The organism is Arthrobacter sp. zg-Y750 (genome assembly GCF_020907365.1).
GTDB lineage: Bacteria > Actinomycetota > Actinomycetes > Actinomycetales > Micrococcaceae > Arthrobacter_B.
Genome location: NZ_JAJJOC010000012.1, coordinates 1 through 26,488 on the forward strand (window position 1 = coordinate 1; position 26,488 = coordinate 26,488).

Consider the following 26,488-nt stretch of genomic DNA (forward strand, 5'->3'; position numbering starts at 1 on the left):
CCCGTGCCCCCCCCTGTTGTGTGGGGGCGTGCCTGGGCGGGGGGGCCCCCACCCCGCCCCCCCCCCCCTCCCTCGTCCCGGACCAGTTTTTCTCCTGCCCCTGCCAGCGAGCGATGCCCGCTGAAGGATCCCTTAGTGGGGCGTGGGCGTGTATTGGTTCCGCCCGCCCGGGAGATGGCTTGGCCAGCTTGTTTTCACGCAGTAGCCTTCTTCGGGTGAATGAGGAAGCTGAAGAACTTGAAGGCGGAAACGCCTCAGAGAGTGTCGTTCGTATTGGCGATACGGTCCGCAAACCGTGGCAGGAAAACTCTGCCACGGTTCAGAAATACCTGAAAGCTCTCCAAGCGGCTGGCGTTGACGTGCCCGACCCCCTGGGCAAGGATCACGATGAGCGACATGTCATCGAGTACGTCGATGGTAAATCTGCGATGGACCAGTTGCCCCTAGGGCAGAATGACCTCCTGCGGATCGGTCGTTTGATTCGCCAAATTCACGATGCCAGCGAAGGATTCGGCCTCCCGGATACGACCGGATGGAACCTTCTGCTTCCTGCCGACAACGCGAACCTAATGTGCCACAACGACCTGGCGCCATGGAACCTCATCATGGGCGAACGGTGGGTGTTCATCGATTGGGACGCGGCGGCCCCGAGTACGCGCCTCTGGGACCTTGCATATGCAGTGCAGTCCTTCGGAATGCTCTTTGAAGGCCAACCCGTTCCAGAGGCAGCCGCGAGGCTGCGTGCTCTTATCGACGGATATGAAGCTGACGAGGTCTTACGGGAAGCGTTGCCCGAAGCCCTAGGAAAGAGGACGGCGGCCATGCATGAGCTGTTGAAGTCCTCACATGAAACCGGATTCCAGCCTTGGGCAGAAATGTATGTCAGCGGACACGGCGATCACTGGCGCGGGGCGGCTGACTATGTCCTACGCAATAAAGATGCCTGGAAACAGGCCCTGGCTTAGATTGCTGCTGGCCTACAGAGACCCGGTGAAGGATCCCTCACTGGACGCCTGTCGAGCTTCCTCCCTTGGTAGTCGGACACGAATAACGGGACAGATTCTCCCGGTGTGTCCGCGAGGATCTCGGTAATGGCTTTTGCCGCTCCTGCATCTTGCTGTCAAGCTGATCAAATGGCTGTTCAGCTCATTCCTCTCAGTGCCCAACAATTCCCTGCCTGGATGGAACGAAGCCGCAGTGAATACGCATCCGATCTCATTAGGACAGGCGAATCCCCGCAAGATGCACACCGGCGCGCATATGAGAGCCTCGATGCCGCGTTTCCGGAGAATATTCCAACCATAGATAATGCCGTGTTCGATGTTCTTGACGGTACTGGCACAACCATTGGCTACCTCTGGGTTGGAACTGACAGTTCTGAAGATGATCGCTCTTGGTGGGTGTGGGACATAGTCGTTGATGAGGAGCATCGCGGCAAAGGGCTGGGTAGGAAGGCAATGAAGCTAGCCGAAGACTACGCGCGTTCCCAAGGCGCCCACACTCTTGGGCTAAGCGTTTTCGGATTCAACCACGGCGCCCGAGGACTCTACGAATCGATGGGTTACGAAATAGTGACCACGAAAATGAAGAAGCACCTCTAAACATAGGTCAGCGGAAGTCGCCGACCTGCCTCTCGACCGGAACGGTGCCCTCCACGACGACGTCGCCGGTGTGCGCGGTAGTGACGGTTTCAATCAGGACGATTTCGACCTCCTCGTCCGCGATCGGATTGTGCTGCACCCCGCGGGGAACGACGTAGAACTGGCCAGGCGTGAGTACGACCTCCTCAGCATCGGGCAGCTGGATGCGTAACCGACCGGAGACGACGAGGAACATTTCATCCTCCGCGTCATGGGCGTGCCAGACCAGCTCACCGAGCAGCTTCGCGACCTTCACGTACTGATCGTTCACGCGCCCAATGACCCGTGGGGTCCAATGGGTGTGGACCTGCCGGAGCTCAGCGGCGACATCGATTCCGTGGAGAGAAGTCATGGGGCCCATCATCGGCCCCAAGACGTGCGTACGACGAATCGACCCCACCGACGATAGAAGATCTCCGTCATCAAATCTGAACTTGCAAGCCCGGCCTGTCCCGCAAGGGATCCCTTGCGGGGCCCTGGATATGGGGTTTTCACGCGTAGAGGCGGGCAGGGTCTCCCGAGAGGGAGGCCTTGACGAAACGACTCGGTTCATCGATGAGGACTTCGATTGCCCCGGCCTCGACCCCGGCGAGGCTTCCTTCGGCCACGTCTGCCGGATCGATCTTGGGGCCGTCGACGCCGGCCATCATGTCCGTGTCAGCTCCTCCGAGGTGCACACCCTGCACGAGGATGTTCCGGCCGGCGAGTTCCACGCGCACCCCATTAGTCATGTTCCACTCCGCAGCTTTAGCCACAGCGTAGGACCCGGACCCCTCAGCGGTCGCAACCCAAGACAGTACTGACAGGACATTCACTATCGCCCCTGCCCCTTGAGCCTGGATCACGGGTGCGAATGCTCGAATAACCCGCAGAGTTCCAAACAAGTGCGTTTCCAGGTCCGCCCTTATCTCGCCCATGGGTGAGGTCAGAAGGTCAGCGCCCGTTGTGATGCCGGCATTGTTGATCAACAGATCCACGTCCGATGCGACGACAGCAGCATCCTTAATGGCAACTTCATCCAATAGATCAAGGCGCAGGGGTGTGACTCGGGAATCACGGATGTCGATGGTCCCCACGTCACGGGCCGTGGCGTACACCTTCCGGGCTCCGCCTTTGAGGAGTTGATCCACGAAACTCTTTCCAATGCCACGGTTCGCTCCGGTCACGAGGGCTGTAGCTCCATTGATGTGCATAGCTCTTCCTTCTGCTCGTTGATGAGGGCTCGTTCGCCCGCTGGCGCTACGTTAGAAGTTCACGTCGACGTGAAGTGCAAATCGCCAACATCGAACTAGTGACTGGGAGCTTTTGAGGATGAGAATCGGAGAGCTGGCAAGACGGGCAGGAGTCAGCACACGGGCACTGCGCTACTACGAGGAACAGGGTCTTCTCACACCGGCCAGGACCACGGCCGGGCACCGGATCTACACTGAAGCCTCGCTAGCGCGGGTCCAGCTCATCCAACTGCTTTTCACAGCCGGCCTGAGCAGCCGCCTCCTCGTCCGGCTTCTGCCCGCGATCGATGCCAAATACCTTGAACTCGACCTGGTAGCCCGTCTGGAGGCCGAGCGCGCGCGCCTCGCCGCTAATATTTCCGAGCTTCAGGCAGCTCACCGCCGGCTTGGCGTCCTCCTTGACATCAGCGCCGACCCGGACGACAGGGAATGCGCTACAACCCTCGACTAGACCACGGACGATGAGGTCTCGGGCCCCGTTACCGAACGCAGTAGGAGTTCCTCACCGCCATTGAGCCATCACAACCATGGATGCGGAGCCCGCGGGGTCGATGCCCATTGCATACGGCCCGCCCCTCGCCTTCCATCTGGACGTGCTGCCCTGACTGGCTAGAGTGCTCGGCATGAATGAACTTGTTCAAGCGCAGCTTTCTGCCATCACGGAGGTTCTACACGCAGCAAAAACATTGGGGATCGAGATCTGGTTGCGTGGAGGTTGGGCGATGGACTTTTACCTCGGCCAGGTGACTCGTGACCACGAAGACATAGATTGGTTCGTCTGGCAGAAGGACTTGCCCGGGATTTCCGGGCTGCTTATCTCCCGAGACTGGGTTGATCTCGCCAGGCACCCACTCGATCAGCAACGCGATCTTTTTCGCGATGGGGTTGAACTCGGCTTTGCGCCACTGGCTCGGACTGATTGCGGTGATGTGGTCGTGGGTGGGGGCCCGTTCATGGGTGAACCATGGCCTAAAAACATGATCGTCAATAGCCTCTTTGGAGAGCTGGAAGGTATCCGCTGCCCCATCATCAGCCCAGAGTCACAGATCGAAATCAAGCGCATGATGCCGGTATGGGTCCCCGGGTTCCGACGACGCGACAAGGACATCCTAGACATTGCGCGATTAGAGTCAGCGCTGCACAGACCGCAATAGGGGCAGGAGCGCGCATCTCAGAACCGGAACAGTGAGTTGATGTCCTGTTTGGCGTCATCCACGTACACGTCGGTGCGTTCATCAAAGAAGCTAACCAGGTCCTTCAGTTGGGCCGAATCGGGCAGTACAGCCTCATAGGACCAGGCCAGGGCAGTGCCTTCGGGCCGGTCGGTGACGGACCAGTAGGAAGCGGTGCCTTTGTAAGGGCAGACCGACTGCTTGAGGGACGGATGCAGGGCGTCCCAGTCGACGTCGCCGCGCGGGAAATAGGTGCGGACCGGCAGCATGGTCTCGTACACGAAAACCGGTTCGCGGGTTTCGGCCAGGAGTTGCCCGCCCAAGTGCACCCGCACGTTCCGTGAGGACTGCCGGGCATCCACCCGGTGGAAGGGATCGCGCGGGTGGCCTTTGATCTCCTGGTCCTCTTCCAGCCAGCGGTCGAACGCGTCGAAGTCCAGCAGAACGTAGCCGGCAAGATCCGGATCAGCCGGACGGAAACCCGCGCCCGGCAGGACATGGGATCCGGCATGCAGGTCCAGTCTCTGCCCCGGTGCCGTGTGCGCGGCGAAGGGGTAGCGGGGGTCCATTAGCGCCTCCGGCGGCACATCAGCGAGCGGATCCCGGCCCGGGGGATCAGCGGCAACCAGCTCCGCGGCAATGTCCCGCGCCGGGACGGCGTACAGCGGCGTGACCCGCCGCGGCTCGTACGCCAGCACCGCACTGGTGGAATCCACAACCGTGTTGTCCCCGAGCTGTGCCCGGATACGCCGCGGAGTGGGCTCGTACCGCAGCTCGGGCAGGAGCTTCCACAGGGAGGGGCTGATTTGCAGTGCCATGTGCCCAGTGTCTTGCGGGAGGAAACCCGATTCAAGGGGCTGGGGATCGGATGTCCCGCAGACGCCGGAAGGCCGGCCCCGAGGGACCGGCCTTCCGGCAGCGGGATCCCGCTAGTTGCTATGGCCAGCGGTCCCTCGCCGAAGAACGCCCGCAGGGGTGGTTCTCCGCGTGCCGGTGCGGAGCACCGCCGGCGGCGGTGAGGAGAAGTGCGAGGTTGGGGGACAGCGCCGGGAGCAAGACGACAAAAGGCGGCGTGTGGGTTAGTTGTTTCGCCGCATCCGGGCCAATTCGGCCTCGATACGGCTATCCGATATGGCCGGACGGCGTGAGTAGGTGGGGATCCCCGCGACGACCGCGGCGATGAGAGTCCCCAAGATGGGCCAGATCGGCCAGAAGTAGCCACCCGGCGTCGTGAAGTACCAGATCGCGACCTGAAATACTGCGAGCAGCAGCCAGAGGCCGACCACTCCCTTGTAGACCGTCTTCGCGATGACGTGCCGCCGGGCAAGCTCGTACGATTCATTCGGTGTCGACATGGTGTTGCCTTCCGTTGTGATGGGATGTTCGAGGTGGTTCATGCTGCGCCGGACGGTGGAGGACCATGTCGCCGGAGGAACGTCGGAATTGGATAGTTGACTATCTAATGTGTACGATAGTCCAACTATCCAATGGAGGCAAGATGCAGATATCCCAACTGGTCCAGCAGGCCGACGTACCGTTGGCGACGGTCAAGTACTACATTCGGGAGGGCCTGCTCCCTGCCGGACGTGCAACCAGTGCAACCCGTGCCGACTACGATGAGAATCACCTGGAGCGGTTGCGGCTGATCCGCTCACTCACGGTCGTGGCCGGCTTGCCCCTGAACCGGGTGAAGAAGATTCTCGACGTGATCGATCACCCTGAAGGCAGTGTCTACGAGATGCTGGGGACGGCCATCGACGCTCTCGCGGGCTACCTGCCGGGCGAAGACGGCCCCGACCGCAGTTGCCCGCGCGCTGAAGCAGCCCTCGCTTCGCTGGGGAGTGCCTACAACGCCTCGGATGATCGGATGGCTGCCTTCGCGCAGCTCGAAAGCGCGCTCCGTGCTGTCGAGGAGGTCGGAATGCCGGCCGACACGGAGAGGTTGCGGCTTTACGGCGACCATCTCATGGCGATCGCGCGCGCTGAAATAGAAGCGATGCCGACAGCCGACCCGGATGCAGCTGTTCAGTACGCCGTCCTGGGTACCGCGCTGTATGAACCTGTTCTCGCGGCGATCCGCCGCCTCGCCCATCAAAACCTCGCCATAGGGGCTAAGTGAAGCGGGTGTGCCCGTACCGCCCGCGAAGAGTCCGCGGCGTCGACCCGGTGGTGCTAAAGGTGGCGGTGGACATAGGCCCAGCGACCGCCGAGATCCGTCCGCAGTGCCTCCATCAGCGGGTCGGTGAGATTCGACCAGGTGTGGTCAATGATGACTGCGAGGTGTGCCACGGCCATTCATGGGGAAATCTTCCAGTCTCCGAGCAGAGCAGTCCAGGAGCATCCCGTGCAGGTGAGGAGCGGTTCGGTCCCGCCCTGGTCCCAGTCACTTATCCGGGAGAAGACTGACATCAGCAGGCGTCCGGGTCCGCCTTGGTCCAGCCGTTGGCTGAGCCAGTTTCGGACTTCCTGCAGGCGATCTTCCGCGCCGGCCCCATCCACCGACAGATCCAGCAGCTGTTCCCAGTGATCTCCCATGCCCTGACCCTAATACGGGGTGACTTCCGATGCTGAGGAGGTCGTACTCACGCCCGGTCAGTTCTACGTCGTTCCCCGCGGGGTGCAGCACAATCCGATCGCGGACGAGGAGGTCGAGATCGTGCTGATCGAAACCGTCACTACCGCGCACACCGGCGACGTCGTCGTGGAGGGCACCGTTCCGGTCGAGAGACAGGTTGGCGGCTTCCGCTGAGCTACACCTAAAACTTCGCGACTCAACCGAGGATCCGCCCAGCAGTCGCCCACGCCGGAAGGCCGGCCCCGAGGGACCGGCCTTCCCGCAGCGGGATCCCGCTAGTTGCTGCCTCCGTGGGCTTCGAGTGCCACCGGCTGCCACTCTTCCCAGGACGCCAGTCGGGACTCATAGTCGGCCTTGGCAATGGCCAGCGGGCCCTCGCCGAAGAACGCCCGCAGGGGCGGGTTCTCGGCGTCGACGATCTTGAGGATCGGCCCGCGGGTGGCACGCGGGTCACCGGGCGTACCGCGGCGGCTGGGGCGGTTCGCTGCCTGCTCCCGGACGACGTCATACGCGGCAATGGGCTGCGCATGCTTCGCGGAGCTGCCACCCCAGTCGGTGGAGAACCCGCCGGGCTCGATCATGGTGACCTTGATGCCGAAGCCGGCAACCTCCTGCGCCAGCGCCTGGCTCAGTCCTTCCAGGGCCCACTTCGAGGCGTGGTAAATGCCCACGGACGGGAAGGCGGAAATGCCGCCGATGGAGGAGACCTGGATGATGTGGCCGCTGCCCTGCTCACGCAGGTACGGCAGGGCGGCCTGGGTCACCCAAAGCGCTCCGAACAGATTGGTCTCAATCTGATCGCGTGCTTCGGCCTCGGAAAGTTCCTCGACCATGCCGAACTGCCCGTACCCGGCATTGTTGATGACGACGTCGAGCCGGCCGAAGTGCTCCTGTGCACGCTGGACGGCGGCGAAGACCGCGGCGCGGTCCGTGACGTCGAGCGAGAGGGGCAGCACCCGGTCACCGTAGGTGTCCACCAGTGCGGTGAGGCTGTCCGTGCTGCGGGCGGTGGCGGCAACGGAATCTCCGCGTTCCAGGGCCGCTTCCGCCCATTCGCGTCCGAAGCCGCGCGATGTTCCCGTGATGAACCAGACCTTGCTCATGCTGTGCTCCCTGCTAAGTGTCGTGGATATGGGTTCCAGCGGAAGGTGTCCCTGCCGCCGTGCAGTCATGGTGGAGGGAACCCGTTAGGCCGCCGAATAATTCCGGGGCATGCCCGGCCTTCCAGCCGGGGCATGCCCTTTCCTTGGTGCAGGGTCTGCTGAGGGGCTTAGTGCCCCCGGGCGATCCACTCGTCCAGGTGCGGGCCTTCGGCGGCGATGGACGTTGCGTCTCCGTGTCCGGTCAGCACCTTGGTTTCGGCCGGCAGGGTCAGCAGGCGTTCCTTGATGGACTCGATGATGGTGGGGAAATCGCTGTAGGAGCGGCCGGTGGCACCGGGCCCTCCGTTGAAGAGCGTGTCCCCGCTGAACACCACCGGTTCGGGAACATCTTCACCGGCAGCCAGCGAGAAGCACACCGACCCGGGGGAGTGCCCCGGTGTGTGCAGGGCGCGCAGGGTGTGGCCTGCCACCTCGAAGGTGTCCCCGTCCTCAATCTCGTCGTCCGGTCCCTCGTCCGGGAACACTGCGTCCCAGAGCATCCGGTCTGCCGCGTGCAGGAACACGGGGGCGCTGAAACGGTCCCGGGCCTGCTCGACGGCGCGGATGTGGTCATCGTGGCCGTGCGTGAGCAGGATGGCCATGACTTCGCGGTCCCCGACGGCCTCGGCAACGGCGTCGATGCTGTGCGCGGGGTCGATCACGATCACTTCGGCGTCGTCCCCGATAATCCAGACGTTGTTATCCACGTCCCAGGTGCCGCCGTCCAGCGAGAAGGTCCCCGAGGTGACGACGTTGTCGATGCGGAACGTCACAGTTCCACCACCGAGCGCAGGACCTTGCCGTCGTGCATCTTGGTGAAGGCTTCTTCGATGTCGCCCAGGCCGATGCGCTCGGTGACGAACGCATCCAGGTCCAGCCGGCCGAGCTTGTACTGCTCCACCAGCATGGGGAAGTCCCGGGACGGCAGGCAGTCGCCGTACCAGGAGGACTTCAGGGACCCGCCGTGGCCGAAGACGTCAGCCAGCGGCAGTTCGATCTTCATATCCGGGTTCGGTACGCCCACCAGCACTACCCGGCCGGCGAGGTCGCGGGAGTAGAAGGCCTGCCGATAGGTTTCCGGGCGGCCCACGGCGTCAATCACGACGTCGGCACCGAAGCCGCCGGTGAGGGCGCGGATAGCCTCGACCGGGTCCTGCTCCTTGGAGTTGATCCCGTGGGTGGCACCCTGGGCCTTGGCCAGCTCGATCTTGGCGGAGTCGATGTCCACCGCGATGATGGTGGTGGCGCCGGCCAGCTTGGCGCCGGCAACAGCGGCAATGCCCACGCCGCCGCAGCCGATCACGGCGACGGATTCGCCCCGCTGTACGGCGCCGGTGTTAATGGCTGCACCGATGCCGGCCATCACGCCGCAGCCGAGCAGGCCCACCGCGGCGGGATCGACGTCGTCGTCCACCTTGGTGCACTGGCCGGCAGCCACGAGCGTCTTTTCGGCGAATGCGCCGATACCCAGGGCGGGCGTCAGCTCGGTGCCGTCCTCAAGGGTCATCTTCTGGGTGGCGTTGGCGGTGTTGAAGCAGTACTGCGGCTCGCCCTTGCGGCAGGCGCGGCATTCGCCGCACACCGCGCGCCAGTTCAGCACCACGCGGTCGCCGGGAGCCACTTCGGTGACGCCGGGGCCGACGGCGGAGACCACGCCGGTGGCTTCGTGGCCGAGCAGGAACGGATAGTCATCATTGATGGCGCCCTGCTTGTAATGCAGGTCGGTGTGGCAGACGCCGCACGTGAGGATGTCCACCAGGGCCTCTCCGGGCCCCGGATCCGGAACCAGGATGGTTTCCAGAGAAACGGGTGCGTTCTTTTCCTTGACGACTACGGCCTGAACCTTATGGACCATGGGGTGCTGCCTCCTGCGATGTTCGGGCGGGGCGCCGATGTCCGGCGTCCCGCCTTCCATCCTATGAAGCGTTTCGGCCGGGAGCGAAGCCGGGAATTACCCTTCCGCTTCCGGCGCAACCGTGCCTGGGCCTGCCGCCGGCGCCGATCCCGCCCTACGATGGGAGGCGGAAAAGGTCCGCAGCGAGCGCGGCATCGCGCCGGCGGAACCGCCTAGCCCCCCCCCCAAGGACGGCCCATGAACGCCTCAGCGTCCGGCAGCAGCGTACCCACGTCCCCCGAAGGTCCGAAGAAGCGTTCCGGGACGGGGCGCCGGACCGGCCGGCTCATCTTCCTGCTGCCGGTGCTGCTGGTGCTGGCCTGGCTGGCGGTGGGCGGGATTGGCGGCCCGTACTTCGGCAAAATCAGCGAAGTGGCGGACAACAACCAGACCTCGTATCTGCCCGCCAGCTCGGCATCCACGCAGGTGGCCGCGCTGCAGGAGAAGTTCACGGACAGCGATGCCATTCCCGCCGTCGTCGTTTATGTGAACAATGACGGCCTGACCGAGGCGGACCGGACCTTCGTCACCGGCCGGGCCTCCGCGCTTTCGGGGGTCAGCGGCGTGGCGGGACAGGTATCCCCGCCGCAGTTCTCCACTGACGGCAAGGCGGCGGAAATCTTTGTGCCGGTGCAGGACAATGATGCCGCCGCGACCACCGTGGAGGATTTGGGCGGGGTTGCCGGCGACGGCATCCCCTCGGGCCTGGACAGCTACGTCACCGGCCCGGCCGGACAGCTGGCGGACATCACCGAGGCCTTCGGCGGCATCGATACCTCGCTGGTGCTGGTGGCGGCACTGGCCGTGCTGGTGATCCTGGTGGTGGTCTACCGGTCACCGCTGCTGCCGTTCCTGGTGCTCCTGACGTCCATCCTCGCCCTGTCGGCGGCCATCCTGGTGGTCTTTTACCTGGCCAAGGCCGGAGCGCTGACACTGAACGGCCAGGTGCAGGGGATCCTGTTCATCCTGGGCATCGGTGCAGCAACCGATTATTCGCTGCTCTATGTTTCCCGGTACCGGGAATCCCTGCGGGACCACGAGGGGCGCTGGGATGCCACCAAGGCAGCCCTCAAGGGAACGATCGAGCCGGTGCTTGCCTCCGCCGCCACCGTGGTGGCCGGGCTGCTGTGCCTGTTGCTCAGCGACCTCAATTCCAACAAGGCGCTGGGCCCGGTGGCAGCCATTGGCATCGGATTCTCTTTCCTGGCCGCGATGACGCTGCTGCCGGCGCTGTTGATGCTGACCGGCCGGGCGGCGTTCTGGCCGCGCCGGCCCGCCTTCGGCTCCCCGCATCCGGACCGGGACGGCAACGCAGGCAAGGGGTTCTGGCCCCGGGTGGCAAGGAGTATCAAGGCGCACCCGCGCCGGCTGTGGGTGATTCCCGCCGTCGTGCTGCTGGTGGCGTGCGCGGGCCTGCTGCAGCTGCGCGCCTCCGGAGTGCCGCAAAGCGACTTTGTGCTGGGGGAGACTTCCGCCAAGGAGGGGCAGCAGGTTTTGGGGGAGCATTTCCCCTCCGGCTCGGGCAGTCCGGCGCTGATTGTGGCCCCGGAAAGTGAACTGGACACCGTTGCCCGGGCGGTCCTGTCCACTCCCGGTGTTGACGCGCTGGTGGTGGATGCAACCGGCACACCGGAGGGAACGCTGCCGGTGACGGCCGACGGCGTGCAGGCCTCACCCATACCGGGAACTTCGGGTACGCCGAAGGTGGTGGAGGGAAAAGTGCTGCTGGAGGCCACGCTCAAGGAGGCAGCCGAATCGGACGCCGCCGAACAGACGGTCAGCGCCATGCGCGGGAATGTGGCCGGGATCGGGGACGTGCTGATCGGCGGGGTAACGGCTACGACCATCGACACCAATGCTGCAGCCGCCCATGACCGGGACCTCATCATTCCGGTAGTGCTGGTGGTGATCCTGTTCCTGCTGATGCTGCTGCTGCGGGCTCTGCTGGCCCCGTTCCTGCTGATCCTGACGGTGCTGCTGTCCTTCGGGGCCACCATGGGCGTTTCCGCCCTGGTCTTCAACCATGTGTTCCGCTTCCCGGGCGCGGATCCGGCCGTCCCGCTGTTCGGCTTTATTTTCCTGGTGGCCCTGGGTGTGGACTACAACATCTTCCTGATGACCCGGGTGCGTGAGGAAAGCATTGGGCACGGCACGCGGGAGGGAGTGGTCCGCGGGCTCATGATCACCGGCAGCGTCATTACCAGTGCGGGCATTGTGCTGGCGGCAACCTTCGCCGCCCTGGGCGTTATCCCGGTGCTCTTCCTGGCGCAGCTGGCCTTCATCGTCGCCTTTGGCGTGCTGCTGGACACCTTGGTAGTGCGCTCGCTGCTGGTCCCGGCGCTGTCCTACGACATCGGAGACCGGATCTGGTGGCCCTCGCGGCTGGCCCGGAGATCCGGGCCAGCCGCGGAGGCGCGGCGCTAGAGTCCGAGCCGGGACTTGACCTCGGAAGCGGAGGGGTTGGTGGCGGAGGAGCCGTCCGGGAAGATCACGGTGGGAACCGTCTGGTTGCCGCCGTTCAGCGCCTCAACCAGGTCCGCGGTGCCTTCCACGTCTTCAATGTTGACCTCGGTGTAGCCGATGCCCTCGCGGTCCAGCTGCGACTTCAGCCGGCGGCAGTAGCCGCACCAGCTGGTGGAGAACATGGTGATGGTCCCGGTTTCCGGGGTGAAGGCTTCGGCTGTGGCGGCCACGGCGGTGCTCCTTTTGTCGATCGATTTAACTGGTTGCCTGTCTTTAACAGTAGTCAGGGGCGTCAACACTATTCCGGCCGGCGGCATTCCCGCTGGCACACTGGAAGCATGTGCGGACGATACGTGATGGCCCGGGCCGCTGCGGACCTGGTGGCCGAAGCAGAAGCAGAGGCGGATGCCAACCTTGAGCTGCGCGCCTCCTGGAACGTGGCGCCGACGTCGGACGTCCCGGTAGTGCTCGAACGCCTGGTGGACGGGCGGCGGGCCCGGCAGGTGCACGTGGCCCGGTGGGGCCTGGTGCCGGGCTGGGCGAAGGATGCCTCGGTGGGGGTGCGGGCGTTCAACGCGCGCAGCGAAACGGTGCTGGAGAAGCCGACGTTCCGTGACGCCGTCGCCGCCCGGCGCTGCGCCGTTCCCGTGGACGGCTACTACGAGTGGATGGCCGGTCCCGGCAAGGTCCGGCAGCCGTTTTACGTTTCCCGGACCGACGGCCGGCCCATTTATTTCGCCGGGCTCTATGAATGGTGGCGGGATCCGGCGAAGGACCCGGGGGACCCGGACAGGTGGCTGCTCTCGACCTCCATCCTGACCGTCGCCTCACCGCCGGCGGACAGTGCCGAACCGGTGCTGCGGGAACTCGCGGGCCTGCATGACCGGCTGCCGCTGCCCCTGTCTCCGGAGGCAATGACCGCCTGGCTCGACTCTGCAGCGCTCGCCGGGACGGACACCGCCGCGCTGCTGGCTGCGGCAACCGGGCAGGCGTATGCGGCGGCGTCGGACTGGCACCTGCGCAAGGCACACCACGGTGTGGGGAATGTCCGCAACGACGGCGCGTACCTACTGCAGCCGGACCCGGCCGCGGCACGCGAGGACGTACTCTTCTAGCCCCGCGGCCCGTTCGCTGCGGACGCCTCCAAGGCAGCCTCGACCGCCGCCTCCGGGTCCGGGTCCGGTCCGGCGGGATCGAGGGTTTCCCGGTCCAGGACCGCAGGATTCTGGGTCACCAAGGTGACCCGGCCATCGTCGTCCACGGATAGCCCGGGGTTGTGGCAGGCCTCCCAGCGCACGCCGTCGGGGTCGGTGAAGTAACCGGAATACCCGCCCCAGCTCATCTGCGTACCCGGGGCGGTGATAGTCCCGCCGGCAGCTGCGGCCTGGTGAAGCACCGCGTCCACTTCCGCGGGAGAGTCCAGGTTATGGCCCAGGGTGAAGGGCGCCTCACGGATGTCACCCATTGGCCCGGCTTCGGCCGCGAGGTGGTCGGCACGGAAGAAGGAGAGCACCAGGCCGTGGTTGACCTGGAAAAACAGCACCTCTTCCGGAACATACTGCAGCGGAGTCCAGCCCAGCCGGGACACATAGAACGCGTAAGTCACTTCGAGGTCCCGTACGCCTACGGTCACCACGGATACATGGGGGTTCACGTCTTGATCCTCCCATCCAGAGGTCAAGAATGCCGATTATGGCGCGAATCAGTGCCGGGCCCGCCGCGCAGCGGCAATTGCACACCGGTTGTCCCGGTGCTGGATATTCTTTAAGCATGGAAGCAGCTGAGCAGAAATCCGTTTCGGGACAGCTTGACGATGTCCGGGCAGCAATCGACGAGATCGACGAGGAAATCGTTGCGCTGATCTGGCGCCGGGAGCGGCTGGTACGCCTCGCCGGGGGACTGAAGGACAGCGACGCCGCCGTCCGCTCACCCAAGCGCATGGAAGAAGTAATTGCCCACGTCCGGCACGCCGCCGAGGAGCAGGACAGCGACTGCAACGTGGTGGAACGGACCTACAAGGCAATGATCGAAGCCTTCATCGACTACGAACTCAAGGTCCGGCACCAAACGGAAACCCAGCGCAAGCTGGACGCCTTCAGCAACAGCTAGGTGCCGCCGTCCGCGGCACACATCCGGTAGGTTGGGCCGCATGACCTCGACCGTGGCAAACGCGTGAGCCGGCCAACTCCGGCACCCGGCGACAACCGCTGGCGTCCCGTGGCCGCCGCGCTCGCTGACCCGCGCCGCCTGCGCCTGTATGCGCGCGCCGTCCTCGCAGCCGACGACGGCGCCCCGCTGGACCCCGCGGACCTCGCTGCGGACGAAGCCAAGTCGCTGGCGGTGCTGCAGCAGGCAGGCCTGCTGCAGGTGGACGGAAACCGGACCAAACCCGCACCGTCAGTGTTCCGGGACCTGCTGGCAGCCGGTGTGCGGCCGCCGGAGTCCTCGGCCCGCCGGTTCCTGGTCCGGGGCCGGATCGAGGCCTTCCCGCGCAAACGGGCAGACCGGCTCGAGCTGCTGCAGTTGATTGCCGGCGAAGTCTTCGAACACGCGGTGCCGCCGGAGCCGGGGCTCCAGCCGGTCCTTACCGAGAAGGACCTGACACACCGCCTGGCCGCCTACACCTCCGACCCCGCCGCTATCCGCCGCTACCTCATCGACGAGGGCATAGTTGCCCGGGATCCGGCCGGTACCCAGTACTGGCTCACCCGGCCCCGCCCGGCGGAAGGAATGGAATTTGCCTGACAGCCCCGCCCGCGCCTGGACAGGTGCAGTCGCCGGGACAGCGGTACAGGGGGCATAGGAGGCCGCCGCCGACCGTTGACTTGGCGGGCAGGGCGGGCGTCGAATGGGAAGTGCACCTGGACTGCCATCACTCGGCGGAAACTTCCAAGGAGATGCGCATGGCAGAGCAATTCACCGCCCGCGGAACAAGAGCAGCCCGTCCCGCCGCCGGGATGACCGGCGCCATGGGTGCCCCCGTCAGTACCGTGTCGCTGGCGGCCCACTCCAGTGCGACGCTGGCCGCTCCGGGAACGGCTCCGGACGCCGCCGCTCCGGGAACGGCTCCGGACGCCGCCCCTCCGGGAACGGCTCCGGCGGGTGCAGCCCCGGCAGACCCGGGCGGCGCAACGGCCGCAGGCGCGGGCGCCCCGGACCCGCACTCCGGCCGGCAGCCGTCCCCTGAACATTCCGGGCGCCGCATTGCCGTCATTTTCACGGGCCTGATGCTCGCGGTGCTGCTCGCTGCCCTGGACCAGACCATCGTTTCCACGGCACTGCCCACCATTGTGGGGGACCTGCACGGGCTGGACCACCTGTCCTGGGTGATCACCGCTTACCTGCTGACCTCCACCATCGGGCTGCCCATCTACGGCAAGCTCGGTGACCTGCTGGGACGCAAGAACATTTTCATTTTCGCCATTGTGGTTTTCCTGGCGGGCTCAGCGCTGTCCGGGCAGTCGCACAGCATGGCCGAACTGATCACCTACCGGGCCATCCAGGGTGTGGGCGGCGGCGGGCTGATCATCGGTGCGCAGGCCATCATCGGCGACATTGTGCCCGCCCGCGAGCGCGGCAAGTACATGGGCCTGATTGGGGCTGCCTTCGGCATCGCATCGGTCAGCGGACCGCTGCTGGGCGGATACCTGACGGACTCCTGGTCCTGGCGGTGGGTGTTCTACATCAACCTGCCCATCGGGGTCATTGCGCTCGCCGTCATCATCGGCGCGCTGCACCTGCCGCGGAACAGCGCCAAGGGTATTGCCCTGGACTACGCCGGCGCGGGACTGCTGGCCATCGGCAGCGCCGCCCTGGTGCTGTTGACCAGCTGGGGCGGCAACAACTACGCGTGGACTTCTCCAACCATCCTGACACTGGGCGCGGTTTTCCTGGCTGCCGTCGCGGTGTTCATCCCTGTGGAACTGCGGGCGAAGGAGCCGATGCTGCCACTGCGGCTCTTCTCCATCCGCAACTTCCTGATCTGCACGCTGGTGGGGCTGGCCGTGGGCCTGGCGATGTTCGGGTCCATCGCCTACCTGCCCACCTTCCTCCAGATTGTCAACGGCGCGTCCCCGACCATGTCCGGGCTGATGATGCTGCCCATGACGGCGGGCCTGCTGATCACCTCCGTCGGCACCGGACAGCTGATTTCCCGCACCGGCAAGTACAAGATCTACCCGATCCTCGGATCGGCTGTCATGGTTCTCGGACTGCTGCTGCTCTCCCGGATTTCCAGTACGACGCCGTACGGGTTCACTGCCTTGGGCATGTTCGTGCTGGGGCTGGGCATCGGAGCGCTGATGCAGAACACAGTGCTGATTGTGCAGAACAGCGTCCCGCCCACGGACATGGGCACCGGGGTGTCCACGGCCAACTATTTCCGGCAGCTGGGCGCGTCACTGGGTATTGCGGTGTTTGGGTCGCTGTTTATCCAGCGGCTCAATGACCAGCTGGCCTCGGCGCCTCGCGGAGCCGGGGATCCGGCGTCCGGCGGAGCGAACTCGATCAGCCCGGAAACCATCAAAGCCCTTCCTGCCGCCGCCCAGGACTTCATCAAGTCCGCCTTCGGTGAAGCGCTGCCGCCCATCTTCCTGCTGGGAGTGCCCTTCCTGGCCGCGGCATTCATCTTAACGCTCTTCATTGTGCAGCAGCCGCTGTCCAAAACCGCCCGTGTGGAAGCGGACGTGGAATAAGAAGCCAACCAGGAGTTGCCCCCTATGTCCCACAGAGCCCTCACGCCGCGGATCGCGGCAGTACCGCCCCGTCCTCTGCCCGCAGTGCCCAGGCACCGCGGGCAGGCCGTCCAGAAGGAGGGGGAGTCCGGACGGAACCTCGGCCTGGTCCTCACGGGCCTGCTGCTCTCGGTGCTGCTGGCCGCGCTGGACCAGACCATTGTGGCTACTGCGCTGCCAACCATTGTGGGCGACCTCAACGGGCTGGAACATCTGTCCTGGGTGGTGACCGCGTACATCCTTGCCGCCACCATCGGCCTGCCGATCTACGGGAAGCTCGGAGACCTGTTCGGGCGCAAAAGCATCTTCATTTTCGCCATAGCGGTTTTCCTGGCCGGTTCGGTCTTGTCCGGGCTGTCCCAGAACATGGGCCAGCTGATCGCTTTCCGTGCCCTGCAGGGTATCGGCGGCGGCGGGCTGATGATCGGGGCGCAGGCCATCCTGGGGGATCTGGTCTCGCCCCGGGAACGCGGCAAGTACATGGGCTTGATTGGGGCGGCGTTCGGGCTGGCCTCCGTGGGGGGCCCGCTGCTGGGCGGCTGGATCACCGATGCCTGGTCCTGGCGGTGGGTGTTCTACATCAACCTGCCCATCGGGGCGCTGGCGCTCGCCGTCGTGATCGCCTCACTGCACCTGCCCAAACCCGAGGGCAGGCGTCCGAAGCTGGACTATGCCGGCGCGGGACTGCTGGCACTGGCCAGCGCTGCCCTGATCATGCTGACGACCTGGGCCGGGACCACATATGCCTGGTCCAGCCCGCAGATCCTTGCCCTGGCAGCCGTGACCCTGGCCGCGGCCGGGGCGTTCATCCCGGTGGAGCGCCGCGCCCCCGAACCCATCCTTCCGCTTGGGCTGTTCCGCAACCGGAATTTCCTGCTCCCCGTGCTGGTGGGCATCTCCGTCGGGATCGCGATGTTTTCCACCATTTCCTACCTCCCGACCTTCCTGCAGATGGTCAACCGCGCCACCGCCACCCAGTCGGGCCTGATGATGCTGCCCATGATGGGCGGGCTGCTGCTCACCTCCATCGGCACCGGCCAGCTGATCTCACGCACGGGACGGTACAAGGTCTATCCGGTGGCCGGCTGTGCCGTGATCATTGCCGGACTGGTGCTGCTGTCCCGGATTTCGGATACGACGCCGTACGGGTTCACTGCCCTGGGGATGCTGGTGATGGGTATGGGGATAGGGATGCTGATGCAGAACCTGGTGCTGATTGTGCAGAACAGCGTGCCGGGGCGGGACATGGGGGCAGCGATCTCCGGGGCGAACTATTTCCGGCAGATCGGTGCCTCGTTCGGCATTGCGCTGTTTGGCTCCATCTTCATCCACCGGCTGGGCAACGAAATGGCCGCGGCACCGCCCGGGGCAGGGGCCGCCGCGGGCGGTGACATCAACTCCCTCAGCCCGGCCATGCTGCGCAGCCTGCCCGCACCGGCGCAGGACTTTATCGCCGCCGCGTTTGGGCACGCGCTGCCGCCCATCTTCCTGCTGAGCGTGCCCATTGTGGCGGCAGCCCTGGTGCTGTGCCTGTTCATCAAGGAGATTCCGCTGTCCACAACAGTGCGGGTGGAGGCGAAGGAAGAGGCCTAGGAAATGCCGTAAGTGAACAGCATGTACAAGAGCCACAGGATCAGTGCCAGCACGGCGCCCTGCCACACCAGGGAGGGAATGATGTACAGCCGTGCCGCGAGCTTCTTTCTGCCGTTCTGGAGCGCTGCAATAAAACCGCCTACGGATGCGACCAGGGTGAGGATGCCGAGGATGGCAATGAGGTCAACAAGGCCGCCCCAGCCGGAACCATAGGCGTAGTCGCCCATACTGCCGGCCCAGACAATGAGGGGCATCGAGGCCAGGGCCCAGCCGATGGTAACGATGACGATTCCGGCGATTGACCCGCCTCCGAAGCGTTCCCGGGCCGTTTGGGGGAGTTGCTGGTACGGGTTTCCAGCCGTTGGTGCCCCCGGGTACGGGTTTCCAGCCATGGACGCCCCGGGGTACGGGTTTCCCTGCATTGGGGCACCGTTATACGGGTTCTGGTAGGCCCCGGCGTACCCCGGCGGCGGACCGGGTTGCTGCTGCGTCTGTTGCTGGGAGGCCTGCGGGTCCTGGAGGGGAGGCTGTCCGGCGGGCGGCATGCCGGTGTGCATGGCAGGGTCCATGGTTGGCTCCATCGGTTGGGGACGGGAATCTGGAACCAGTGTGCACCAGGCGGGCGTGTTTAGCCCGTAACCCCTTGCCCGGGTGTGGATGAACGGTCCGTCAGCGGGGACCAAAATACCGGATCCGGCACCTCGTGGTGCCTATTGTCCGCCGCTGGTCGTACACTGAAGATGACGCTGTTCGAATATATGTTCGAATTAGTTGCCGGTTGTTAACCAACAGGGAAACCACCAAGGAAACCAACAGGGAAACTACCACCGGCAACCAGTGCAGCCAGTAAAAACCAGCGGGGATGGCGGCGTGCGGTGTGCACGTGCCGGGCGGGGAGGGAAGCTGAATGGGTGTCTTCAGCGAAGCAATAGAGGTGGTGTGCTCGCCCGCGGGCAAGCCCCTGCGGCTGGTGTGGGGCGGGCACACCTACAAGGTGGGCGCTGATCCGGTGCGCTGGTATGAACGCCGCAACTGGTGGGAAGAGGAAACCCGGGCCGAACGCGGCCACGGCGCCGGACTGGTGGATACCGAGATCTGGCGGGTTCAGGCCCGTGTCAGTGAACACTCCGAGCTGCGCACCCTGGACCTCTCGCACCACGTGAACACCGACCGCTGGCGCCTGATACGGATCCATGACGCACTGAGACCCAGTGCCTGAGGGGACAGCACCAACCCCATGAGCTTTATCCACCTGCACGCAGCCACTGCCTTCAGCGCCCACTACGGAGTGTCCTGGCCCGAGGAGATGGCCGCTGCCGCTGCTGCCGACGGCGCCGATGCCCTCGCCTGCACCGACAGGGACGGGTTGTACGGCACCGTCAAGCATCTGCGCGCCTGCATGGAGGCAGGAATCGACCCCATTGTGGGAGTGGACCTCGCCGTCCTGGACGAACACAACACCGTCACGGGCCGGGTGGTTCTCCTGGCCCGCGGATCCAACGGCGGCGCCGGCTACCGTGCCCTGTGCCGGCTGATCTCCGCAGCCCACGCCGGCACCTCGGCTTCCCGGGCACGCACCGGCAAACCCGTAGGCGTCAGCATGGAGCAGCTGGCCGCCCATGCCCGGGGAACACTGGCAGAAGACGGAACTCCCATAGGGGAGGCCGGGCAGCCGGTGCTGACGGTGCTGGTAGGCCCGCAGTCCGACGTCGGCGTTGCCATGCGCAGCCGCAGCTATGCCGTGGCGCGTACCCTCTTCGCCCGCTGGCGCTCGCTGATCCCTGCGGGGGCGCTCGCCGTCGAGGTGGTGACGCACCTGGCCCCGCCGGGGGAGAACCTCAGCCTCGCCCACGCGGTGCGGATGTTCCGGCTGGCCGATGAGATGCGCGTACCCGCCATCCTCACCAACGCCGCGCGGTACGTGGATGAGGACGGCGCCGCCACCGCTGACGTGCTCGACGCCGCGCGCTCGCTGACCTCGCTGTCCCGGCTCCCTGACCTCCAGCCCAACGGGCAGGGCTGGCTCAAGGGCACACGCCAGATGACGGCACTTGCCCGGGAGATCAGCTCGGAAGCGGGCTACGGCTCCGGGGGAGCGGCACGGATGCTGGCTGACACTGCGGCGCTCGCCGATGACTGCCGAATTGACCCGGTGGCGGACATGGGCTGGAAACAGCCAGTGGTGCCGGAAGCATCGGTGATCGGCATCACCGCCGAACCCATGACGGAACTGCGCCAACGCTGCGAAGCGGGGATTACCCGCCGGCTGCGCGTGCAGGACTCCATCGCCGAGGTCCAGATGCGCAACCGGCTCGAACACGAACTGGGCATTATTGAACGGCTCGGCTTCGCCTCCTACTTCCTCACGGTCGCCGAAGTTTCGGCCATGATCACGGGAATGGGGGTACGCGCCGCGGCCCGCGGCTCGGGCGCCTCCTCGCTGGTGAACTATCTGCTGGGAGTCAGCCACGTCAACCCGCTGGACCACGACCTGATCTTTGAACGCTTCCTCTCCCGGGACCGCTCCACGCTGCCGGACATCGACATCGACGTCGAAAGCGCCGAGCGGCACAATGTGTACCACCGCATCTTCGAACGCTTCGGCTCCGAACGGGTCACGCTGATGAGCATGCAAAACGGTTACCGGGCCCGCGGAGCGGTGCGAGACGCCGGACTGGCCCTGGGTATGGATGAAGCCGACATCGGAGCCGTGGCCAAGCAGCTGTGGCGCTTCTCGGCGCGCAACTTCCGTGAGGCGCTCGCCGAAAAACCGGAACTGCGCGAAATCTCCGGCCAGGTGGAAAACAACAAGCAGTTGGACCTGCTGGTAGATCTCACCGAACGGCTGGACCGCCTGCCCCGGCACATCTCCATGCATCCGTGCGGGGTGATCCTGGGGGACAAGTCCCTGCTGGACCGCACCCCGGTGCAGCCCAGCGGACTGGGCTTGCCCATGTCCCAGTTCGACAAGCACGACATGGACCCCATGGGCATGCTCAAGCTGGACGTGCTGGGTGTGCGGATGCAAAGCGCCATGGCCTTTGCCGTGCGCGAGGTGGTGCGCGTGCATTCCTCGCGTGAGGAAGTGATTGCCGCCGGCGGTCACCGGGAGGCACCGGATGCCCCGGATCCGGAGTTCATCGAACCCAGCGGCCGAATCAACCTGGATGCCGTGCCGTTCGACGACGAACCAACCTACGAGCTGATCCGCAGCACCCACACCCTGGGCTGCTTCCAGATTGAATCCCCGGGCCAGCGCGAACTGGTGGGCAAACTCGCTCCGCGGGAGTTCAATGACCTGATTATCGATATCTCCCTGTTCCGCCCCGGTCCCATGAAATCCGACATGGTCCGCCCGTTCCTGGAACACCGGCACGGCTTTTCCCCGGAGGTGTACCCGCACGAGGCGCTGCGCCCGGTACTGGCGGAAACCCACGGGGTCACCGTTTTCCACGAACAGGTGCTGCGCACCCTGAACGTCTTTACCGGCTGCGGCCTGGCCAAGGCAGATGAGCTGCGCCGGCTGCTGGGCAATGAAGCGGCAGAACCGGGGGTGGAAGAGTACTTCCGCAGCAAGTCCGCGGCACGCGGCTACACGCAGGAGACCATCGACAAGGTCTGGGACACGCTCAAGGCTTTTGGCAGCTTCGGTTTCTGCAAGGCCCACGGGGCGGCCTTCGCCGTGCCCACCTACCAGTCGGCCTGGCTGAAGGCGCACCATCCGGCGGCCTTCCTGGCCGGGATCTTCGAGCATGATCCCGGTATGTATCCCCGCCGGCTGCTGGTGGCTGAAGCCCGGCGGATGGGCATCCCCATCCTGCCCCTGGACATCAACCGGAGCGGGGAGCAGTACCGGGTGGAGCGGACCGAAGAGGGAAAGCTGGGCATCCGGCTGTCCCTGGCCGGGATCTACGGGCTCTCCGCCGTTGAGCTTCGGCGCATTGCCGCCGGGCAGCCCTATGATTCCCTGGCGGACCTGCGGGCCCGGGCGCGGGTCTCCCGGCCCACGCTGCGCCGGCTGGCCCAGCTCGGCGCCTTTGATTCGCTCAGCAGGCAGACCGGCTCGGCCGGCAGCCGGGCGGACCTGATCCAGTACCTGGACGCCGCCCCGGCCAAGTCCGCCTCCCGCAAGCATGATCCGATTCCCGGGCAGCTGGCCCTGCCGCTGGGGGACACCGAGCTGAAGAACCTGCGCCACCAGCTGCCCGAACCGGGGCTGCGTGAGAAGGTCCGCACCGAACTGGACCTGCTGTCCGTGGACGTCAGTGCGCACCTGATGGAAAGCTACGGCCCGCTGCTGAAGCGGCTGGGAGTCACACAGGCGGAGGCTCTGATGGACCTGCGCAACGGCACCGAGGTGCTGGTGGCCGGGATCCGGGTGGCCACACAAACCCCGCCCATGCGCGGCGGCCGCCGTGTGGTCTTCATCAGCATTGACGACGGCACCGGTTGCGTTGACTGCACGTTCTTCCATGAAGCCCAGGAGAAAGCCGGCCCGCTGCTGTTCGGCACGGAACTGCTGCTGATCCGTGGCCTGACCCGCCGCACGGGTGCCCGCGGCATCAGCCTGCAGGCGCTGGAAGCATGGAATCTGGCGGACACAGGCTCGCTTCCGCTGCCGGTTCCCCAGCGCGGCATGTTGGTGGGGCACAAGCGCAGCGGATAACATCGGTACGGGCGTAGAAGGAGCCGGCCGAGTCCAGGCCGTGCCGCAGACCCCGTACAAACAAATCTAGGAGACAACGTGTCAGTGCCAGAGAAGTTCACCCTCATCGTCGACGGCGAAGAGACCACGGTGGATACTGGCACCACCGGTGCGCAGCTCTTCTTCGAACGCCGCGACGTCGTCGTTATGCGCGTGAACTCGGTCCTCAAGGACCTGGACACCCCGCTGGAACAGGGTGACGTGGTGGAATCAGCCACCATCGAGTCCGAAGACGGACTGAACGTCCTGCGCCACTCCACCGCCCACGTGATGGCCCAGGCCGTGCAGCAGCTGCGCCCGGACGCCAAGCTGGGCATTGGCCCGTACATCAAGGACGGCTTCTACTTCGACTTCGACGTCGCCGAGCCGTTCACCCCCGAAGACCTGAAGACGCTCGAGAAGATGATGCAGAAGATCATCAACTCGAACCAAAAATTCGTGCGCCGCGTGGTCAGCGAAGACGAAGCCCGCGAAGCGATGGCCAACGAGCCGTACAAGCTGGAGCTGCTCGGCAAGAAGGACGGCGCCGAGGAAGCAGGCGAGGGCGCGAACATTGAGGTGGGCGCCGGCGAGATCACCATTTACGACAACGTGGACCGCAAGTCCGGCGAGACCGTCTGGTGTGATCTGTGCCGCGGCCCGCACCTGCCCAACACGAAGCTCATCTCCAACGCCTTTGCGCTGACCCGCTCCGCCGCCGCCTACTGGCTGGGCAACCAGAAGAACCAGCAGCTGCAGCGCATCTACGGCACCGCCTGGCCCACCAAGGACGCCCTGAAGGCCTACCAGGAACGCCTGGCCGAGGCCGAGCGCCGCGACCACCGCAAGCTGGGCACCGAACTGGACCTGTTCTCCTTCCCGGATGAGCTGGGCTCCGGCCTGCCGGTGTTCCATCCCAAGGGCGGCATCATCCGCAAGGCCATGGAGGACTACTCCCGCCAGCGCCACACCGAGGCCGGCTACGAGTTCGTCTACACCCCGCACATCACCAAGGGCCACCTCTATGAGGTCTCCGGCCACCTGGACTGGTACCGGGACGGAATGTTCCCTCCCATGCACGTGGACGAGGTCACCGACCCGGAGACCGGCGAGGTCACCAAGCCCGGCCAGGACTACTACCTGAAGCCGATGAACTGCCCCATGCACAACCTGATCTTCCGCTCCCGCGGACGGTCCTACCGTGAACTGCCGCTGCGGCTGTTCGAATTCGGCTCCGTGTACCGCTACGAGAAGTCCGGCGTCATTCACGGCCTGACGCGCGTGCGCGGCATGACCCAGGACGACGCACACATCTACTGCACCCGCGAGCAGATGAAGGACGAACTGACCAGCACGCTGAAGTTCGTCCTGGACCTGCTTCGGGACTACGGCCTGGACGACTTCTACCTTGAGCTCTCCACCAAGGACCCCGAGAAGTACGTCGGTTCAGATGAGGTGTGGGAAGAAGCCACCCGCACCCTCGCCGAGGTAGCCGAAGCCTCCGGCCTGGACCTGGTCCCGGATCCGGGCGGAGCCGCGTTCTACGGCCCGAAGATTTCCGTGCAGGCCCGCGACGCCATTGGCCGCACCTGGCAGATGTCCACCATCCAGCTGGACTTCAACCTGCCCGAGCGTTTCGAGCTCGAATACCAGGCCGCCGACGGCAGCCGCCAGCGCCCGGTCATGATCCACCGTGCCCTGTTCGGCTCCGTGGAACGCTTTATGGGCCTGCTGACCGAGCACTATGCCGGTGCGTTCCCGGCCTGGCTGTCTCCGGTCCAGGTGGTCGGCATCCCCGTTGCCGAAGCGTTCAACGACTACATGTTCGACGTCGTCGACAAGCTCAAGGCCCACGGCATCCGTGCCCAGGTGGACACCGGCACCGACCGCTTCCCGAAGAAGATCCGCACGGCCTCCAAGGACAAGATCCCGTTTGTCCTGATTGCCGGCGGCGACGATGCCGAGGCCGGCGCCGTGTCCTTCCGCTTCCGCGACGGCAGCCAGGACAACGGCGTGCCCGTTGAAGAGGCCGTCAAGCGCATTGTCGAAGCCGTCCGGAACCACGACAAGTAGGGCGGCGGGAACACCATGGCAGACACAGACGACACGGAAATAACGGACACGTTTGAACTCGCCGGCGTTCCCGACGCGTTCCAGCGGCTCTGGACCCCGCACCGCCTCGCCTACATCAAGGGCGGACAGAAGCAGGTCTCCTCAGAAGAGTCCTGCCCCTTCTGCGCCGCACCGGGGCGGACGGATGAAGAATCGCTGATTGTGCACCGCGGGAAGCATGCCTTCGTCATCCTGAACCTCTTCCCGTACAACGCCGGCCACCTGCTGGTCTGCCCGTACCGGCATGTGCCGGACTACACGGACATTGACCCGGAGGAGACCGCGGAAATTGCGGCCCTGACGCAGACCGCCATGCGCGTGCTGCGGAAGGTGTCCGGCCCCTCCGGCTTCAACCTGGGCATGAACCAGGGCGAGACCGGCGGCGCCGGCATTGCCGCGCACCTGCACCAGCACATTGTGCCGCGGTGGGGCGGGGACGGAAACTTCCTGCCGATCATCGCGCAAACCAAGGCCATCACCCAGACCCTGGGCGAGGTGCGCCGGCAGGTAGCCGACGCATGGCCCGCAGACGGCTCCGGCCGGGACAGCGAGGACTGACGCGTGCTCAACAAATACGCACGGGGATTCTTCACTGCTGTTTTCACCCCGATGGCCACCTGGCTGCTCCGCCACCGGGTCACCCCGGACATGGTCACCATTGCCGGGACGCTCGGAGTGATGATCGGCGGCCTGGTCTTCTACCCGCTCGGTGAACTCTTCTGGGGCACCATCTTCATTACGGCGTTCATCTTCTCCGACGTCATCGACGGCATCATGGCCCGGCAGCTGGACCGCAAGGGCAGCTGGGGCGGGTTCTTGGACTCCACACTGGACCGCTTCGCTGACGGTGCGTTGTTTGCCGGCGTGGCCATCTGGTTCTTCACCGGCGGCGGCAACGATGCCATCGGCATCATGGCCGTCCTGTGCCTGGTCGCGGGAATGCTTGTCTCCTACATCCGGGCCAAGGCAGAGTCCCTGGGCTTCAACGCCAACGTGGGTATTGCCGAGCGGGCCGAACGGCTGGTCTCCCTGCTGGTGGCCACCGGGCTCGTGGGCCTGGGCGTCCCCGAGGTGCTGCTGCTGGTGGTGCTGGTCCTGCTGACCCTGGCCAGCTGCGTGACCATCGGCCAGCGGATGCACGCCGTCGCCAAGCAGGCACGGACGAGCAACCCGGCGGCCTAACCGGGCTGCAGACGTTCAAAGGGCGGAACCGGTGAACCGGTTCCGCCCTTTGCGTCTGCCGGCCCT

28 protein-coding genes are annotated in these 26,488 nt (G+C 65.4%); 17 read left to right on the forward strand and 11 right to left on the reverse strand.

What is annotated here, in order from left to right; translation table 11 throughout:
- The first annotated feature begins 215 nt into the window (after positions 1-215).
- Complete coding sequence (locus tag LOC57_RS07330; protein ID WP_229958955.1) at positions 216-965, forward strand: phosphotransferase; 750 nt, start codon at positions 216-218, stop codon at positions 963-965.
- Between the two features lie 126 nt (positions 966-1,091).
- Positions 1,092-1,601, forward strand: a complete 510-nt coding sequence (locus tag LOC57_RS07335) for a GNAT family N-acetyltransferase (RefSeq protein WP_229958959.1) — start codon at positions 1,092-1,094, stop codon at positions 1,599-1,601.
- A gap of 7 nt (positions 1,602-1,608) precedes the next feature.
- Here the strand turns inward: LOC57_RS07335 and LOC57_RS07340 are convergent, their stop codons facing one another.
- Positions 1,609-1,992 carry a cupin domain-containing protein gene (locus tag LOC57_RS07340; RefSeq protein ID WP_229958961.1) on the reverse strand — a complete coding sequence of 128 codons (384 nt, stop codon included), beginning with the start codon at positions 1,990-1,992 and terminating at the stop codon, positions 1,609-1,611.
- A 139-nt stretch (positions 1,993-2,131) separates the two neighbouring features.
- Complete coding sequence (locus tag LOC57_RS07345; RefSeq protein WP_229958962.1) at positions 2,132-2,833, reverse strand: SDR family oxidoreductase; 702 nt, start codon at positions 2,831-2,833, stop codon at positions 2,132-2,134.
- A gap of 118 nt (positions 2,834-2,951) precedes the next feature.
- Between LOC57_RS07345 and LOC57_RS16500 the strand changes: the two genes are divergently transcribed.
- Entirely contained in the window at positions 2,952-3,323 is a 372-nt protein-coding gene (locus LOC57_RS16500; RefSeq protein ID WP_331460645.1) for a MerR family transcriptional regulator, read from the forward strand.
- Between the two features lie 172 nt (positions 3,324-3,495).
- Complete coding sequence (locus LOC57_RS16440) at positions 3,496-4,026, forward strand: nucleotidyltransferase domain-containing protein (RefSeq protein ID WP_269440264.1); 531 nt, start codon at positions 3,496-3,498, stop codon at positions 4,024-4,026.
- 17 nt (positions 4,027-4,043) lie between these two features.
- Here LOC57_RS16440 and LOC57_RS07365 read toward each other — a convergent pair whose 3' ends face one another.
- Together LOC57_RS07365 and LOC57_RS07370 are read right to left on the reverse strand one after the other, a co-directional pair.
- Entirely contained in the window at positions 4,044-4,862 is an 819-nt protein-coding gene (locus tag LOC57_RS07365) for a DUF427 domain-containing protein (protein ID WP_229958964.1), read from the reverse strand.
- A 261-nt stretch (positions 4,863-5,123) separates the two neighbouring features.
- The gene (locus tag LOC57_RS07370) at positions 5,124-5,441 is read right to left on the reverse strand and encodes a hypothetical protein (RefSeq protein WP_229958966.1); all 318 of its coding nucleotides are present in this window, start codon (positions 5,439-5,441) and stop codon (positions 5,124-5,126) included.
- A 101-nt stretch (positions 5,442-5,542) separates the two neighbouring features.
- On the opposite strand from LOC57_RS07370, the gene LOC57_RS07375 reads away from it, so the two are divergent.
- Positions 5,543-6,163: a MerR family transcriptional regulator gene (locus LOC57_RS07375; protein WP_227911542.1), complete on the forward strand. Its 621-nt coding sequence runs from the start codon at positions 5,543-5,545 to the stop codon at positions 6,161-6,163.
- Between the two features lie 176 nt (positions 6,164-6,339).
- On the opposite strand, the gene LOC57_RS07380 is transcribed toward LOC57_RS07375, so the two are convergent.
- On the reverse strand, positions 6,340-6,579 hold the full coding sequence (locus LOC57_RS07380; protein ID WP_229958968.1) for a hypothetical protein: 240 nt from the start codon (positions 6,577-6,579) through the stop codon (positions 6,340-6,342).
- Positions 6,580-6,598: 19 nt separating this feature from the next.
- On the opposite strand from LOC57_RS07380, the gene LOC57_RS07385 reads away from it, so the two are divergent.
- Positions 6,599-6,793 (forward strand): hypothetical protein, encoded by a 195-nt coding sequence (locus LOC57_RS07385; protein WP_229958970.1) that lies wholly within the window; start codon positions 6,599-6,601, stop codon positions 6,791-6,793.
- A gap of 101 nt (positions 6,794-6,894) precedes the next feature.
- Here the strand turns inward: LOC57_RS07385 and LOC57_RS07390 are convergent, their stop codons facing one another.
- The 3 genes from LOC57_RS07390 to LOC57_RS07400 form a co-directional block, all read right to left on the reverse strand.
- A complete protein-coding gene (locus LOC57_RS07390; RefSeq protein WP_227911539.1) occupies positions 6,895-7,722 on the reverse strand; it encodes an SDR family oxidoreductase in 828 nt (275 codons plus the stop codon).
- A gap of 167 nt (positions 7,723-7,889) precedes the next feature.
- A complete protein-coding gene (locus LOC57_RS07395; protein ID WP_229958972.1) occupies positions 7,890-8,534 on the reverse strand; it encodes an MBL fold metallo-hydrolase in 645 nt (214 codons plus the stop codon).
- Positions 8,531-9,616: an S-(hydroxymethyl)mycothiol dehydrogenase gene (locus LOC57_RS07400; protein WP_227911537.1), complete on the reverse strand. Its 1,086-nt coding sequence runs from the start codon at positions 9,614-9,616 to the stop codon at positions 8,531-8,533. Before LOC57_RS07400 ends, LOC57_RS07395 begins: the two co-directional genes overlap by 4 nt.
- Positions 9,617-9,853: 237 nt before the next feature.
- On the opposite strand from LOC57_RS07400, the gene LOC57_RS07405 reads away from it, so the two are divergent.
- A complete protein-coding gene (locus LOC57_RS07405) occupies positions 9,854-12,079 on the forward strand; it encodes an MMPL family transporter (protein ID WP_229958974.1) in 2,226 nt (741 codons plus the stop codon).
- On the opposite strand, the gene LOC57_RS07410 is transcribed toward LOC57_RS07405, so the two are convergent.
- Positions 12,076-12,300, reverse strand: coding sequence for a mycoredoxin (locus LOC57_RS07410; protein ID WP_227911595.1), 225 nt, complete (start codon positions 12,298-12,300; stop codon positions 12,076-12,078). The genes LOC57_RS07405 and LOC57_RS07410 overlap by 4 nt on opposite strands.
- Before the next feature lie 156 nt (positions 12,301-12,456).
- On the opposite strand from LOC57_RS07410, the gene LOC57_RS07415 reads away from it, so the two are divergent.
- Entirely contained in the window at positions 12,457-13,233 is a 777-nt protein-coding gene (locus tag LOC57_RS07415) for an SOS response-associated peptidase (RefSeq protein WP_227911535.1), read from the forward strand.
- On the opposite strand, the gene LOC57_RS07420 is transcribed toward LOC57_RS07415, so the two are convergent.
- A complete protein-coding gene (locus tag LOC57_RS07420) occupies positions 13,230-13,772 on the reverse strand; it encodes a VOC family protein (RefSeq protein WP_227911534.1) in 543 nt (180 codons plus the stop codon). The two genes, LOC57_RS07415 and LOC57_RS07420, sit on opposite strands and share 4 nt — an antisense overlap.
- A 116-nt stretch (positions 13,773-13,888) precedes the next feature.
- Between LOC57_RS07420 and LOC57_RS07425 the strand changes: the two genes are divergently transcribed.
- From LOC57_RS07425 to LOC57_RS07440, 4 genes are all read left to right on the forward strand, one after another.
- Positions 13,889-14,227, forward strand: coding sequence for a chorismate mutase (locus LOC57_RS07425; protein WP_227911533.1), 339 nt, complete (start codon positions 13,889-13,891; stop codon positions 14,225-14,227).
- Positions 14,228-14,290: 63 nt separating this feature from the next.
- Positions 14,291-14,863 carry a DUF2087 domain-containing protein gene (locus LOC57_RS16505; RefSeq protein WP_227926191.1) on the forward strand — a complete coding sequence of 191 codons (573 nt, stop codon included), beginning with the start codon at positions 14,291-14,293 and terminating at the stop codon, positions 14,861-14,863.
- A gap of 158 nt (positions 14,864-15,021) precedes the next feature.
- On the forward strand, positions 15,022-16,812 hold the full coding sequence (locus tag LOC57_RS07435; RefSeq protein WP_229958976.1) for an MDR family MFS transporter: 1,791 nt from the start codon (positions 15,022-15,024) through the stop codon (positions 16,810-16,812).
- Between the two features lie 84 nt (positions 16,813-16,896).
- A complete protein-coding gene (locus tag LOC57_RS07440; RefSeq protein WP_229958977.1) occupies positions 16,897-18,444 on the forward strand; it encodes an MDR family MFS transporter in 1,548 nt (515 codons plus the stop codon).
- On the opposite strand, the gene LOC57_RS07445 is transcribed toward LOC57_RS07440, so the two are convergent.
- Positions 18,441-19,013 (reverse strand): hypothetical protein, encoded by a 573-nt coding sequence (locus tag LOC57_RS07445; RefSeq protein WP_229958979.1) that lies wholly within the window; start codon positions 19,011-19,013, stop codon positions 18,441-18,443. The genes LOC57_RS07440 and LOC57_RS07445 overlap by 4 nt on opposite strands.
- A gap of 338 nt (positions 19,014-19,351) precedes the next feature.
- On the opposite strand from LOC57_RS07445, the gene LOC57_RS07450 reads away from it, so the two are divergent.
- The 5 genes from LOC57_RS07450 to pgsA all read left to right on the forward strand — a co-directional run bounded on the left by LOC57_RS07450 (position 19,352) and on the right by pgsA (position 26,422).
- Positions 19,352-19,663: a DUF6504 family protein gene (locus tag LOC57_RS07450; protein ID WP_227911528.1), complete on the forward strand. Its 312-nt coding sequence runs from the start codon at positions 19,352-19,354 to the stop codon at positions 19,661-19,663.
- An 18-nt stretch (positions 19,664-19,681) separates the two neighbouring features.
- Positions 19,682-23,110 (forward strand): DNA polymerase III subunit alpha, encoded by a 3,429-nt coding sequence (locus LOC57_RS07455; protein ID WP_229958981.1) that lies wholly within the window; start codon positions 19,682-19,684, stop codon positions 23,108-23,110.
- Between the two features lie 84 nt (positions 23,111-23,194).
- Positions 23,195-25,201: a threonine--tRNA ligase gene (gene thrS, locus LOC57_RS07460; protein ID WP_442860132.1), complete on the forward strand. Its 2,007-nt coding sequence runs from the start codon at positions 23,195-23,197 to the stop codon at positions 25,199-25,201.
- A gap of 15 nt (positions 25,202-25,216) precedes the next feature.
- Positions 25,217-25,798, forward strand: coding sequence for an HIT family protein (locus tag LOC57_RS07465; RefSeq protein WP_229958983.1), 582 nt, complete (start codon positions 25,217-25,219; stop codon positions 25,796-25,798).
- Between the two features lie 3 nt (positions 25,799-25,801).
- Positions 25,802-26,422 (forward strand): phosphatidylinositol phosphate synthase, encoded by a 621-nt coding sequence (gene pgsA, locus LOC57_RS07470; RefSeq protein WP_229958985.1) that lies wholly within the window; start codon positions 25,802-25,804, stop codon positions 26,420-26,422.
- Positions 26,423-26,488 lie beyond the last annotated feature (66 nt).